This is a genomic window from Serratia sp. NGAS9 (genome assembly GCF_009905295.1).
Taxonomy (GTDB): Bacteria; Pseudomonadota; Gammaproteobacteria; order Enterobacterales; family Enterobacteriaceae; genus Serratia; species Serratia bockelmannii.
In genome coordinates, this window is record NZ_CP047605.1 from 3944026 (window position 1) to 3958076 (window position 14051).

Consider the following 14051-nt stretch of genomic DNA (forward strand, 5'->3'; position numbering starts at 1 on the left):
ATTGTGCGGATAATTACTGTAAAATCAATGTTTGAACATTACATGACGAATGGCCGTGTAATCCTCCAGCCCGTACATCGACATATCCTTGCCGTAGCCGGACAGTTTCTGGCCGCCGTGCGGCATTTCGCTCACCAGCATGAAGTGGGTGTTCACCCAAGTGCAGCCATATTGCAGCCGGGCGCTTAAGCGATGCGCGCGGCCCACGTCGCGGGTCCACACGGACGACGCCAGGCCGTAGTTGGATTCATTCGCCCAGGCCAGCACCTGCTCTTCATCGTCAAACGGCGTCACCGTCACCACCGGGCCGAACACTTCGCGCTGCACGATCTCATCGTCCTGGCGCGCGCCGGCCAACAGCGTCGGCTGGAAATAGTAACCCGGCCCTTTCACCTTCTCGCCGCCGGTCACCACCTGCACGTGCGGCAACGCTTTGGCGCGCTCGACAAAACCGGCCACCCGCTCCAGATGCTGGGCGGTAATCAACGGCCCCAGTTCGGTGCTCTCGTCGTCCGGCGCACCAATCTTCAGGCTGGCCACCGCCTCGCCCAGCCGCTTCACCAGCTCGGGATAAATGCTTTTCTGCGCGTAGATGCGGCAGGCGGCGGTGCAATCCTGCCCGGCGTTGTAGAAACCGAAGCCGCGAATGCCGTCCACCACCTGCTGCAGATCGGCATCGTCGAACACCAACACCGGCGCCTTGCCGCCCAGCTCCATATGGGTGCGCTTAATGCCGGCGGCGGTGTGGGCGATGATGTGCTCGCCGGTGGCGATCGAGCCGGTCAGCGACACCATGCGCACCTTGTCATGCCCGGTCAGCCGATCGCCGACGCTGGCGCCGCGCCCGAACAGCACGTTGAGCACGCCCGGCGGGAACAGCCCGGCGGCCAGTTCGGCCAGTTTGAAGGTGGTCAGCGGCGTCTGCTCCGACGGCTTGATCACCACGCAGTTGCCCGCCGCCAGCGCCGGCGCCAGTTTCCAGGCCGCCATCATCAGCGGGTAGTTCCACGGGGCGATCGAAGCCACCACGCCGAGCGGATCGCGGCGGATCATCGAGGTATGCCCGGCCAGATACTCGCCGGCGGCCATGCCGGTCAGGCAGCGGCTGGCCCCGGCGAAGAAGCGAAACACGTCGGCCACCGCCGGCAGTTCGTCGTTCAACACGCAGTGATAAGGCTTGCCGCAGTTGAGCGACTCCAGCCTGGCGAAGGTCTCGGCATGCTCGTCGATCAGATCCGCCAGCTTGAGCAGATGCTCGGCGCGCTCCTTCGGCGTGGTCTGCCCCCAGGCGGCGAACGCGGCATCCGCCGCCAGCACCGCGCGATCGACCTGCTCCGGGCTGGCCTCCGCCACCTGCGCAATCACTTCGCCGGTCGCCGGGTTATACACCGGCTGGGTCGCGCCCTGGCCGTTCACCAGTTGGCCGTCAATCAACAGTTGGCTTTGCATAGGGTTATCCTTTTATCAGAGGTCGGGTAAGGAAATTATTTGCCGCTGCCGGCGACGCTTTCTCCACCTTTGGTCAGGTAGTAAGCGCCGAGGATCGGCAGCATGGTTAACAGCATCACCGACAGCGCCACCACGTTGGTGATCGGCACGTCGCGCGGGCGGCCGAGCTGGTTCAGCAGCCACAGCGGCAGCGTGCGCTCGTGGCCGGCGGTAAAGGTGGTCACGATGATTTCGTCGAACGACAGCGCAAACGCCAGCATGCCGCCGGCCAGCAGCGCCGAGCCGAGGTTCGGCAAGATCACGTAACGGAAGGTTTGCCAGCCGTCGGCGCCGAGATCCATCGACGCTTCGATCAAACTGTACGAGGTGCGGCGGAACCGGGCGATGACATTGTTGAACACGATCACCACGCAGAACGTCGCATGGCCGACGACGATGGTCAGGATGCCCGGCTCGATGTTCAGCGCCTTGAACGCCGCCAGCAGCGCTAGGCCGGTGACGATCCCCGGCAGCGCGATCGGCAGCAGCAGCAGCAGCGAAATGCTGTCCTTGCCGAAGAAATCGCGCCGATACAGCGCCGCCGCCGCCAGGGTGCCGAGCACCAGCGCGATGGCGGTCGCCAGGCAGGCGATCTGCGCCGACAGCAGTACCGCATCGAGGATGTCCTGCCGCCCGGCGGCGACGTTAAACCAGTGCAGCGTGAAGCCCTTCGGCGGGAAGCTGAAGGCCGCATCCTCGGTGTTGAAGGCATAGATGGCGATGATCGCCAACGGGAAATGCAGGAAGACAAGTCCGCCCCAGGCGGCCAGCTTCAGCCCTAAGGGCGCGCGTTCAGAGTGCATCGAAAGCCCCCAGACGTTTGACGATGGAAAGGTAGATGGCGATCAGGACGATCGGCACCAGCGTAAAGGCCGCGGCCATCGGCATATTGCCGATCGCGCCCTGCTGGGCGTACACCATGCTGCCGATGAAATAGCCCGGCGGCCCCACCAGCTGCGGCACGATAAAGTCGCCCAGCGTCAGCGAGAAGGTGAAGATCGATCCGGCGGCGATACCCGGCACCGCCAGCGGCAAAATGACGTGGCGGAAAGTCTGCGCCGGTCGCGCGCCCAGATCCGCTGAGGCATGCAGCAGCGAGGGCGGCAGGCGCTCCAGCGCCGCCTGGATCGGCAGGATCATGAACGGCAGCCAAATATAGACGAACACCAGAAAACGCCCCAGCCCCGAGGTCGACAGCGTGTTGCCGCCGACGCCGGGCACCGTCAGCAGCGAAGCCAACAGCGGCTCCAGCCCCAGGTGCTGCAGGAACCACTGCGCCACGCCGTCTTTCGCCAGCAGCAGGGTCCAGGCATAGGCTTTAACGATATAGCTGGCCCACATCGGCATCATCACGGCGATATAAAAGAACGCCTTGACGCGGCCGCTGGTGTAGCGCGCCATATAATAGGCGATGGGGAACGCCAGCACCGCGCTGGCCAGCGACACCAGCACCGCCATGGTCAGCGTGCGCAGGATGATGTCGTAGTTGGCCGGGTTGAACAGCGCCGCCAGGTTGGCGAAGGTCAGGTCCGGCGTCACCGCCATGGTGAAATCGTCGAAGGTGTAAAACCCCTGCCACAGCAGCGTCAGCAGCGAACCGAGGTACACCGCGCCGAACCACAGCAGCGGCGGCACCAGCAGCAAAAGCAGATACAGCGTCGGCCGGCGATAAAGCCAGGTCGACAGCGCGCGCACGGTACCGCCGCGCGCCGAGGGGGAATCGATGCTCATGTCCATCTCACCTCTCCTCCAGCAGCGGCACCATCGCCGCGCGCGGCCAGCAGGCGACGATCGGCTGGCCGATCTGCCGCTGTTGCCCTTCGGCGATCCACTGCGGATTGGCCTGGCTGACCAGCAGCTTTTCGCCGCCGTTCAGCGCGATTTCATAGCGTGTGGCCGCGCCCTGGTAATGGATTTCCTGCAGCGTGCCCTGCACCTGAATCTCGTCCTGCGCCGCGCCGCCTTGCTCCAGCAGGCGGATATGTTCCGGCCGGATCGAGAAGGTTCGACTTTCGCCGAGCAGGCGCTGCGCCAGCTCGCTACGTACCACGTTGGAGGTGCCGACGAACTCGGCGACGAACGGCGTCTTCGGCCGCATGTAAAGCTCACGCGGCGTATCCACCTGTTCGATGCGGCCGTTATTGAACACCGCCACCCGATCGGACATCGACAGCGCTTCGCTTTGATCGTGGGTGACGAAGATAAAGGTGATGCCCAGCTGGCGCTGCAGCTTCTTCAGCTCGCCCTGCATCTGCTCGCGCAGCTTGAGATCCAGCGCGCCGAGCGGCTCGTCCAGCAGCAGCACCCGCGGCCGATTGACCAGCGCGCGCGCCAACGCCACGCGCTGACGCTGGCCGCCCGACAAGTGCGCCGGTTTGCGTTCGGCAACGAAACCGAGCGCCACGCTCTCCAGCGCCTCTTGCGCCCGTGCCAGCCGCTCGCGTTTGGCGACGCCCTTCACCATCAGACCGTAGGCGACGTTTTCCAGCACCGACATGTGCGGAAACAGCGCGTAATCCTGAAACACGGTGTTCACGTCGCGCTGGTACGGCGGTAGGTTGGCGGCTTCCTGGCCGTGGATGCGAATCGAGCCGGAAGTCAGCTGTTCAAAGCCGGCGATCAGGCGCAGGCAGGTGGTTTTGCCCGAGCCGGACGGCCCGAGCATGGAGAAGAATTCCCCGTCCTGAATATCGATGGATACCCGATCCACGGCGCGAACATCGCCGAAAGTCCGCGAAACATCGATGAATTGCACGGCAATGGTCATTTTCTGTGCTCCATACGGATGTGATTCGGGCGCAGCGGGCTGCGCCCCGCGGCTTAGCGGCCGCCCATGATGGCGATGTAGTCCTGGGTCCAACGGCTGTACGGCACGAACTTGCCGCCCTGCGCCTGCGGCGTTTTCCAGAAGGCGATTTTGTCGAACTGGTTGAAGCCGTTGGTTTCGCAGCCCTTCTCACCCAGCAGCGCGCTGGCCTTGCAGCCCGCCGGCGAAGCCGGCACCGACCCGAACCAGGCCGCCACGTCGCCCTGCACCTTCGGCTCCAGCGACCAGTTCATCCACTGGTAGGCGCAGCTCGGGTGTTTGGCGTCGCTGTGCAACATGGTGGTATCCGCCCAGCCGGTCACGCCCTCTTTCGGGAACACGGTGGCGATCGGCTGCCCCTCGCCCTTCAGGGCGTTGGCCTGATACGGCCAGGCGCTGGAAGCCACCACGCCTTCGTTTTTAAAGTCGCTCATCTGCACCGAGGTATCGTGCCAGTAGCGGTGGATCAGCGCGTGCTGGCTGCGCAGCAGCTTCAGCGCCGCCTGATACTGCTCTTCGTTGAGCTGATAAGGATCGCTGATGCCGAGCTGCGGCTGGGTGGCCTTCAGGAACAGCGCCGCGTCGGCGATGTAGATCGGACCGTCGTAAGCCTGCACTCGGCCCTGGTTGCTCTTGCCGTCCGGCAGGTTCTGCTGCTGGAAGATCACCGCCCAGCTGTCCGGCGGCGTCGGGAAGGTTTTGGTGTTGTACATCAGCAGGTTTGGCCCCCACTGGTACGGCGTGCCGTAGGTTTTGCCGTCCACGGTATACCAGGCGCCGTTCAGCAGGCGCGGATCGATGTTCTTCCAGTTCGGGATCAGCGCGGTGTTGATCGGTTGCACCCGCTTGCCGAAGATCAGGCGCAGCGAGGCGTCGCCGGAGGCGGTCACCAGATCGTAGCCGCCCTTGGCCATCAGGCTGACCATTTCATCGGAGGTGGCGGCGGTCTTCACGTTCACCGCGCAGCCGGTTTGCTTTTCAAACTGGGTGACCCAGTCGTAGTTTTTGTCGGACTGGCCGCGTTCGATGTAGCCGGGCCAGGCGATGATATCCAGCCGGCCTTCGCCTTTGCCCAGCGACTGCGGCAGATCGGCCGCCTGGGCCAGGCCGCACAGCACGGTGAGACAGAGCGCGGAGACGGTGGTGGTGACTGCGGTAGTTTTTCTCATCGTAATTACCCCTGTGTTGCGTATCTGTGTGCGGCAGGGAACGGCTGCCGCCCGATTTTGCTTTATAGAACCGCTAGAAGCTGGCTTTGAACTTCGCCATTACGTGCCTGACAACGCTGTAATCCTGCAGCGAATCGCTGGACAGATCCTTGCCGTAGCCGGAGCGTTTCAGGCCGCCGTGCGGCATCTCGCTCGCCAAGGTGAAATGGGTGTTGATCCAGGTGCTGCCGTACTGCAGATGGGCGGCAATGTGCAGCGCCCGATCGATATTTTGCGTCCACACCGACGAAGCCAGCCCGTATTCCGAGTCGTTGGCCCACTCGACTGCCTGCGCCAGATGCTCGAAGCGCGTGACGCTGACCACCGGGCCAAACACCTCGCGCTGCACGATTTCGTCGCTTTGCAGGCAGCCCGCCAGCAGGGTCGGCTGGTAGTAGAACCCCGGCCCGGAGTGGGCCGCGGCGCCGGTGATCAATTCGATATGCGGTTGGCTGAGCGCCCGCTCGACGAAGCTGGCGACGCGATCGCGCTGGCGGCTACTTATCAACGGGCCGATCTCGTTGTCCTGATCGCGCTTGCGGGCGAAGCGCAGGCTGGCGACCGCCTCGCCCAGCGCGTCCACCAGTTTGGGATAGATGCCCGCCTGCGCGTAGATGCGGCAGGCGGCGGTGCAGTCCTGGCCGGCGTTGTAATAGCCGTAGGTGCGAATGCCGTTGACCACCTCGTCGAGATCGGCGTCGTCGCAGACGATCACCGGCGCCTTGCCCCCCAGCTCCAGATGGGTGCGCTTGACGCTTTTGGCCGCCGCCTGAAGAATTTTTTGCCCGGTAACGATATCGCCGGTGACCGACACCAGCCGCACCTGCGGGTGCCCCACCAGCTGGCTGCCGACCCCTTCCCCGCCGCCGTAGACGATATTCAGCACGCCCGGCGGCAGGATCTCCTGCAGCGCCGGCACCAGCGCCAGAATGGTCAGCGGCGTATGTTCGGACGGTTTAAACACCACGGTATTGCCCGCCGCCAGCGCCGGCGCGATTTTCCACGCCGCCATCATCAACGGATAGTTCCAGGGGGCGATCGAGGCCACCACGCCGATCGGATCGCGGCGGATCATCGAGGTGTGGCCGGGCACATACTCGCCGGCCAGCTGCCCTTGCTGCGTGCGCACCGCGCCGGCGAAGAAGCGAAACACGTCGACCGCCGCCGGCAGATCGTCATTGAGCGCCTGATGCAGCGGTTTGCCGCAGTTGAGGGCTTCCAGCTGCGCCAGCTGCGGCGCCTGCCGCTCGATGGCGTCGGCGATGCGCAGCAACAGCGTGGCGCGCTGGGCCGGCGTGGTGCGCGACCAGTGGCTGAACGCCTGCTGCGCGGCTTTCACCGCACTGCCGACCTGCGCCGAAGAGGCTTCGGTCAGGGCGATCAGCGTCTCGCCGTTGGCCGGATTGACGATGCATTCCTGCTGGCCTTCGCCGTCGATAAGCTGACCGTTAATGAACTGCTGACAGGACAAACCTGAGAGAACCTGCACATCCGCCATCGCCTGACGCCCCTAAGTGACAAAAACGTTAACCAAATGTGAATAAGTTAGTTTTAATCAGCCTAAGCGAGCCTCTGGCGGGCAACAAATTCTAAATACTGAACGACGCGTTCGATTAAATCGAATGCTTAAGCCCGGCGGCGTGTTTGCTGCCGTTCTCGCGCGCGATGGTGAGGAACGGCGTCACCAGCTCCGGCCGCGCGCTGCCGCGCCGCCATGCCAACCCGATATCCAGCGGCTCCAGCAGATCGTCCAGCTTCCGCGCCTCGATCATGTTGCCCTCCAGCGACCAGGCGCGGTACGCCATGTCCGGCTGGATGGAGACCCCCATCCCCGCCGCCACCAGACTGCGCACCGCCTCGGTCGAGGCGGTCTTCATGGCGATCTCCGGCTTCAGCCCGGCGCGCGCCCAGATGCGCCGCGCGTGCACGTCCATTTCATCGGCGTTGAGCTGGATCAGCGGCTGTTTGGCCACGTCCGCCAGGCTGATGCTCTCGTGCTCCAGCAGCGGGTGCAGCGGCGGCAGCCACAGGCGGTACGGCGAGTGCATCAGCACCTCGGTCTGCAGCGCGTCGCGGTCCTCGATGTTCGACAAGATCAGTACGCCGATGTCGATCTCGCCGCTGACCAGCAGATGCTCGATGTACGGGCGTTCGTCTTCTACCACCTGCACGGTGACGTTGGGATAGGCCGATTTAAAGCGCGTGAGCAGTTCCACCAGGAAGTAGCCGGCCACCAGGCTGGTGACGCCGATGGTCAGCTTGCCGGTCAGGCTTTCGGTGCCGATCTGCAGGCTGCGCTTGGCGTTGTCCACCGTCGCCAGGATCAGATACGACTGGCGCAAAAACTGGTGCCCCTGATGGGTCAGCGTCATGCCCTTGGCGTGGCGATCGAACAGCCGCACGCCGATCTCGGTTTCCAGCTGCTGGATAGCGAGCGTCAGCGAAGACTGGGAGACAAACACCGCCTGGGCGCCGGCGGAGATCGACCCGGTTTCCGCCACGGCGATGAAGTGGCGGATTTGGCGTAACGTCATCATGGGGGGGATTCCTCAAGCAAAAACATTGCGTTGAGTGTAGACGCCGGCCACGAAGCGATCGGGAAAAGTATCAAAAACGCGATAGCGTTCGCTTTTTTAGAATGCTGACAGGCAAAAAGGGGGAAACGGCGAGGCGAAGAAGCATGATGCGCGGAGGACAGAAATGACAAGGGCGCAGCACGCTGCGCCCTTGATGGCAGAGGATCAGATCGCTTCTTCGTCCTGCTCGCCGGTACGGATGCGCACCACGCGCGCCACGTCGAAGACGAAGATCTTGCCGTCGCCGATCTTGCCGGTCTGCGCGGTCTGCATGATGGTTTCCACGCAGGTGTCAACGATGTCGTCGGCAACCACGATCTCGATCTTCACCTTAGGCAAAAAGTCGACCATGTACTCGGCACCGCGGTATAGCTCGGTGTGGCCCTTCTGGCGGCCGAAACCTTTCACTTCGGTGACCGTCATGCCGGTGATGCCCACTTCGGCCAGTGCTTCGCGGACGTCATCCAGTTTGAACGGCTTGATAATCGCGTCGATCTTTTTCATCTTCTTTCCTTTTACCAATTTTTGCGGCCAAAACCGGATGTGATGGGGTAGCGGCGGTCTTTGCCGAAGTTACGGGCGGTGATGCGCGGCCCGACGGCGGCCTGACGCCGCTTGTATTCGTTGATGTCCACCAGGCGGATCACCTTGCGCACGATCGCTTCGTCGAACCCTTCGGCCACCAGATCGGCGACCGACTTGTCACGCTCAACGTAGCCTTCCAGGATCGCATCCAGGATATCGTACGGCGGCAGGCTGTCCTGATCGACCTGATCCGGCGCCAGCTCGGCGGACGGCGGACGATCGATCACCCGCTGCGGGATCACGTAGGAGACGGTATTACGGTATTCGGACAGCTTGAACACCAGCGTTTTCGGCACGTCTTTCAACACGTCGAAACCGCCGGCCATATCGCCGTACAGCGTGGCGTAACCCACCGCCATTTCGCTCTTGTTACCGGTGGTCAGCACGATGCTACGGCGTTTGTTGGACAGCGCCATCAGCACCACCCCGCGGCAACGCGCCTGCAGGTTTTCTTCGGTGGTGTCACGCTCGGTGCCGGCGAACATCGGCGACAGCTGGCCCATAAAGGCGTCGAACATCGGTTCGATGGAGACGATATCGAACTCCACGCCAAGGATTTCCGCCTCTTCCTTGGCGTCGGCGATGCTGATATCCGCGGTATAGCGGAACGGCATCATCAGCGCCTGCACCTTGTCTTTACCCAACGCATCCACGGCGATCGCCAGCGTCAGCGCCGAGTCGATGCCGCCGGACAGCCCCAGCACCGCGCCTTTAAAGCCGTTTTTGGTCACGTAGTCGCGCACCGCCAGCACCAGCGCCTGATACACCTGCGCCAGCTGCGGCAGTTCAGCGGCCGGATCGGCCATCGGCACCACGGCCAGCTCGTTGAATTCCAGACGAGTCACCTGCTCGTCGAAGGCCGCCAGACGGTGGGTCATGGTGCCGGCGGCGTCGAATACCTTGGAGCAGCCGTCGAAGATCAGCTCATCCTGGCCGCCGACCTGGTTGAGGTACACCAGCGGCAGCTGGGTGCGCTGGCAGTGGCCGGCCATCAGCGTTTTACGGATATATGGTTTTTCGCGGTTATACGGCGAGGCATTGATCGACAGGATAATCTCCGCGCCGGCCGCCTTGGCGGCGTCGATCGGCTCAGGGAACCACAGATCTTCGCAAATCAGCAGCCCCAGACGGTAGCCTTTCAGCTCCACCACGCAGGTGTCGTTGCCGGCATGGAAATAGCGCTTCTCATCAAACACGCCGTAGTTCGGAAGCTGCTGCTTGAAGTAGCGGGTCAGCAGGCGCCCTTCGGCAAACAGCGACAGCGCGTTATACAGCTTGTCGCCTTCGCGCCACGGGTGGCCGACCAGGATCGCCGTCTCGGCGGAGGCCTGCTGCAGGCGCAGCAGCTGCGCGTCGCAGCGCTGGTAGAAATCATTGCGATACAGCAGGTCTTCCGGCGGGTAGCCGGACAGCGCCAGTTCGCTGAACATGACCAGATCGGCTCCCGCCTTCTGCTGCTCCTGCACGATTTGCAACATGCGTTCGGTGTTGCCTTCAATGTCGCCGACCAGCAGGTTCAGCTGGGCCAGGGCGATGGAAAGTGATCTGCTCATTTGTGTACGATCCCGCTTAATACGTTCCATGGTGCTCTACGCCGGGGCGCGCCGCGGCAAAGAGAACGGAGTGTAAATCATTCCGCCGGATTTGTTGAGAACCTGCGTGGCAGGCACCGGCGGGAATCTGTCATTCTTTGAAATCGTTGGCGTCCAGCTCGTGACGCGACAGCAATTTGTAAAACTCGGTGCGGTTGCGGCCCGCCATGCGTGCGGCCTGGGTCACGTTGCCCTTGGTGATCTGCAGCAGCTTGCGCAGGTAGTGCAACTCAAACTGGTTGCGCGCTTCGGCAAAGGTCGGCAGCGCGGTGTTTTCTCCTTCCAGCGCTTGCTCCACCAGGGCTTCGCTGATCACCGGCGCCGAGGTCAGCGCCACGCACTGCTCGATGACGTTGACCAGCTGACGCACGTTGCCCGGCCAGCTGGCGGTCATCAGCCGCTTCATGGCGTCGGTCGAGAAGCTGCGCACGAACGGCTTGTGCCGCTGAGCCGCTTCGCGCAACAGGTGGTTGGCCAGCAGCGGAATGTCTTCGGCGCGCTCGTTGAGCGCCGGGATCTTCAGGTTCACCACGTTGAGGCGGTAGTAGAGATCCTCGCGGAACTCGTTCTTCGCCATCGCCTTTTGCAGATCGCGGTGGGTGGCGGAGATGATGCGCACGTCGATGTCCAGATCGCGGTTGCTGCCCAGCGGCCGCACCTTGCGCTCCTGCAGCACACGCAGCAACTTCACCTGCAGCGACAGCGGCATATCGCCGATTTCGTCGAGGAACAGCGTGCCGCCCGCCGCCGCCTGGAACAGCCCTTCGCGGCTGCTGACCGCGCCGGTAAAGGCGCCCTTGGCGTGGCCGAACAGTTCGGACTCCAGCAGCTGCTCCGGCAGCGCGCCGCAGTTGATGGCGATGAACGCCTTGCCGGCGCGCGGGCTGGCGGCGTGGATCGCCTGCGCCACCACCTCTTTGCCGGTGCCGCTCTGGCCGTTGATCAACACGCTGACGTCGGACTGCGCCACCATTTTCACCTGCTCCAGCAGGCGCAGCATCAGCGGGCTGCGGGTGACGATGTCTTCCCGCCAGGCCTCGTCGCCGGCCGGGGTGGCCGACAGCGCGAGCGCCTCGTCGATGGCCTTGTACAGCGCATCACGATCCACCGGTTTGGTGAGGAAGCTGAACACCCCTTGCTGGGTGGCGGCCACCGCATCGGGAATCGAACCGTGCGCGGTGAGAATGATCACCGGCATGCCCGGCTGATGTTTTTGGATCTCGGCGAACAGCGCCATGCCGTCCATCTCGTCCATACGCAGATCGCTGATCACCAGATCGATCTGTTCGCGCGCCAGCAGGCGCAGCGCTTCCTGGCCGCTTTCGGCGGTGGTGACGTGAAAACCTTCACTGGTCAGGCGCATGCCCAGCAGCTTCAGCAGGCTGGGATCGTCGTCAACCAATAACAGGTTGGCCGGTTTGCGTGCGGTCATTGCGCGTGGGACTCCTTATTGGCAGGGGGCGGCGTATAGGTGTCTTCCGGTTCAACCGGCAGCGCGGTGCCCTTTTCCGGCTCGTCCTGCGGCTCAGCCCCTTTGGCGGCCGCGCCGTTTTTACCGGCGGCTTCGCCCTTTTGGGAGCCCGCGCCGTTGTCCGGGATTTCCCCTTGCAGCTGCTTGCGCGAAGAGAGCTGGCGCTCAATGTCGGTCAGGTTTTCCAGCTTGCGCGAGGTGTCCTGCAGCTGCGATTGCAAACGCGCCTGGCTCTGGCGCAGCGAATCGATCTGGCTGTCGCTGCTCTCCTGCAGATGCTGATAGCGCGCTTTCTCATCGAACAGCGTGATCTGCAGCATCTGCTGCTGGCGCCACAGCTGCGTCAGTGGACGCAGCGAGCCGGGGAACTCCATCCGGTAGCTGTTGATCCTGTCGATCATCTGGCGGCGTTCGCCGGAGGTCGGCTGTGCGCTACCCAGCAGGATGCTCTGTTTGAAAACGCCGGACCAGCTGTCACCCGGCACCGTTTTCGCCAGCGCGCGCGCCTGGGTCGACCCGATGCGATCGGCGCAGTCCATCGCGCGCAGCCAGTAGAGCGCATTATCCAGCGCATCCTTGTCGTCCAACTGCCACAGGGTATCGCAAGCCGCGGTGCGGTAATCGATCACCTTGGTATCCGGGATCGCCTCTTGCTGCTGAGCGTTCAGGCCGCCGCTGACGGCGCGATCGACGCAGCCCGCCAGCAACAGCGGCATAAAGAAGACTGCGCCCAACCAGCTGATCGGGCGTTTGCCGAGCGGCGCTCTGTGCGTGGCACGCGGTGAACGTTCGGTCTGTGAAAGACGAAGGCGCTTAGACCATGTGTACATTATTTATTCATTCTCGGCGGTTAACGGCAGTTCAATGCGGAAGCAGACGTCTGCACCGGCGACCGTCGCCAGTTGCAGCTCACCGCGCATGCGACGGATACAGTCCTGAGCGATGCTCAACCCCAGTCCGCTTCCTTTTACCGCCCCTTTTCGCTGGTGACTACCCTGGAAAAAAGGCTCGAAAATCATGGCTCTTTCAGCCTCGGGGATCGGCGTGCCGGTATTGGCGACGTCGATTTGCACCCGTTGTCCAACCTGACGGCTGCGGATCCAAATGTTACCGGATTCCTTGCCGTAGTGCACCGCATTGGAGTAGAGATTATCCAGCACGCGCATTAATAGCGTAGGCTCTGCCCAGCAGATTTCCGCCTCCAGCACGATTTCGGTGGAAATCATCTTCGCCCGCGCCGGCAAACTGTGCGCGGCGACCACCAAATCGACCATCTCGCGCAGCTCGACGTTCTCGTGTTCCGCCGGGCCATCGGCCAGTTTGCGGTTGTAATCCAGCAGCTGTTCAATCAGCTGCTGCAGGTGGCGACTGCTGTTGTCGAGGATCGTCACCACCTCTTTCTGATCGGAAGTCAGCGGCCCCGCCACCTCGTCGGCCAGCAGCTCGGTGCCTTCGCGCATGCTGGCCAGCGGCGTTTTCAACTCGTGCGAGATATGGCGCAAGAATTCGTGGCGCTGCGATTCCAGCCACGCCAGCCGCTCGCTCAGCCAGATGATGCGCTGCGCCAGCGAACGCAGCTCGCGCGGCCCTTTGAACGATGCAGTGCTGCCCAACGCGCGCCCTTCCCCCAGGCGGTTGATCATCCGTTCCACGGCCTTGACCGGCCCGATGATCATGCGGGTAAACAGCACCACCAGCAGCACGCTGACCAGGAACAGCAGCAGCGCCTGCCAGCCGAAGAACTGGCCACGCTCGGCGATGGCCTGCTGCAGCTGCTGGCCGCGCGAGAACACCACCGCGCGCGTGGCCTGCACCATTTCGGCGTTGGAACGGGAGAACGATTCGAGCAAGGCCGAAGCCTCTTGGTCCGGCCCGCTGTTATGGCATTTGATCGCCGCCAGCTGGGTCAGCAACTGACGCAGCGTTTGGTAGTAGCGCTCGTCCGGCAGAATCGGCGCGTGGGCGTCCAGCATCTGCGAATATTGCTTGCGCTGGTTCTGGTACAGCTTCTGCAGCGTAGGATCGACCAGCACGCAGTACTGACGATAGCTGCGCTCCATCTCCAGCGCCACGCTGGTCATCGCCTCACTGCGCCGCGCGTCCACCAGCGTGGTGCGGTTGATGTCCGCCGCCTGCGCGCTGAGGTGATCCAGGCTCTGGTAGGCTTGATAGGCCAGCACCAACAGCGGCAGCAGCACCAACAGAAAGGCCAGCAGCACCAATTGCCGCAGCGAACGGGGAAATAAACGCCATTTTTTCAACGAAATCATCTCATTCTCTCAGCTCTGTCACGATGCTAACTGACTCGCCGGAAAGAAAAAAGCC

Annotated in this window: 12 protein-coding genes; all 12 read right to left on the reverse strand. The window is 63.1% G+C overall.

From position 1 onward, the window contains the following. Positions 1–24: 24 nt before the first annotated feature. Positions 25–1449, reverse strand: a complete 1425-nt coding sequence (patD, locus tag GUC32_RS18805; protein WP_049186757.1) for an aminobutyraldehyde dehydrogenase — start codon at positions 1447–1449, stop codon at positions 25–27. Positions 1450–1484: 35 nt separating this feature from the next. After that, the gene (locus GUC32_RS18810) at positions 1485–2291 is read right to left on the reverse strand and encodes an ABC transporter permease (protein ID WP_004941378.1); all 807 of its coding nucleotides are present in this window, start codon (positions 2289–2291) and stop codon (positions 1485–1487) included. After that, positions 2281–3225, reverse strand: a complete 945-nt coding sequence (locus GUC32_RS18815) for an ABC transporter permease (RefSeq protein ID WP_025303927.1) — start codon at positions 3223–3225, stop codon at positions 2281–2283. Before GUC32_RS18815 ends, GUC32_RS18810 begins: the two co-directional genes overlap by 11 nt. 1 nt (position 3226) lies before the next feature. Next, positions 3227–4255, reverse strand: coding sequence for an ABC transporter ATP-binding protein (locus GUC32_RS18820; protein ID WP_015378790.1), 1029 nt, complete (start codon positions 4253–4255; stop codon positions 3227–3229). A gap of 53 nt (positions 4256–4308) precedes the next feature. Then, positions 4309–5463, reverse strand: a complete 1155-nt coding sequence (ydcS, locus tag GUC32_RS18825) for a putative ABC transporter substrate-binding protein YdcS (RefSeq protein ID WP_025303928.1) — start codon at positions 5461–5463, stop codon at positions 4309–4311. A 73-nt stretch (positions 5464–5536) separates the two neighbouring features. Further along, positions 5537–7000, reverse strand: a complete 1464-nt coding sequence (locus GUC32_RS18830) for a gamma-aminobutyraldehyde dehydrogenase (RefSeq protein ID WP_043138131.1) — start codon at positions 6998–7000, stop codon at positions 5537–5539. A 115-nt stretch (positions 7001–7115) separates the two neighbouring features. Beyond that, a complete protein-coding gene (locus GUC32_RS18835) occupies positions 7116–8039 on the reverse strand; it encodes a LysR substrate-binding domain-containing protein (protein WP_015378793.1) in 924 nt (307 codons plus the stop codon). 204 nt (positions 8040–8243) lie between these two features. Beyond that, positions 8244–8582: a nitrogen regulatory protein P-II gene (gene glnB, locus GUC32_RS18840; RefSeq protein ID WP_004847623.1), complete on the reverse strand. Its 339-nt coding sequence runs from the start codon at positions 8580–8582 to the stop codon at positions 8244–8246. Positions 8583–8593: 11 nt separating this feature from the next. Next, on the reverse strand, positions 8594–10216 hold the full coding sequence (locus GUC32_RS18845; protein ID WP_025303930.1) for an NAD+ synthase: 1623 nt from the start codon (positions 10214–10216) through the stop codon (positions 8594–8596). Between the two features lie 130 nt (positions 10217–10346). After that, entirely contained in the window at positions 10347–11687 is a 1341-nt protein-coding gene (gene glrR / locus GUC32_RS18850; protein ID WP_025303931.1) for a two-component system response regulator GlrR, read from the reverse strand. Continuing rightward, positions 11684–12556 (reverse strand): two-component system QseEF-associated lipoprotein QseG, encoded by an 873-nt coding sequence (gene qseG / locus GUC32_RS18855; protein WP_053085981.1) that lies wholly within the window; start codon positions 12554–12556, stop codon positions 11684–11686. Before qseG ends, glrR begins: the two co-directional genes overlap by 4 nt. Before the next feature lie 3 nt (positions 12557–12559). Further along, positions 12560–13996, reverse strand: coding sequence for a HAMP domain-containing sensor histidine kinase (locus tag GUC32_RS18860; RefSeq protein ID WP_025303933.1), 1437 nt, complete (start codon positions 13994–13996; stop codon positions 12560–12562). Positions 13997–14051 lie beyond the last annotated feature (55 nt).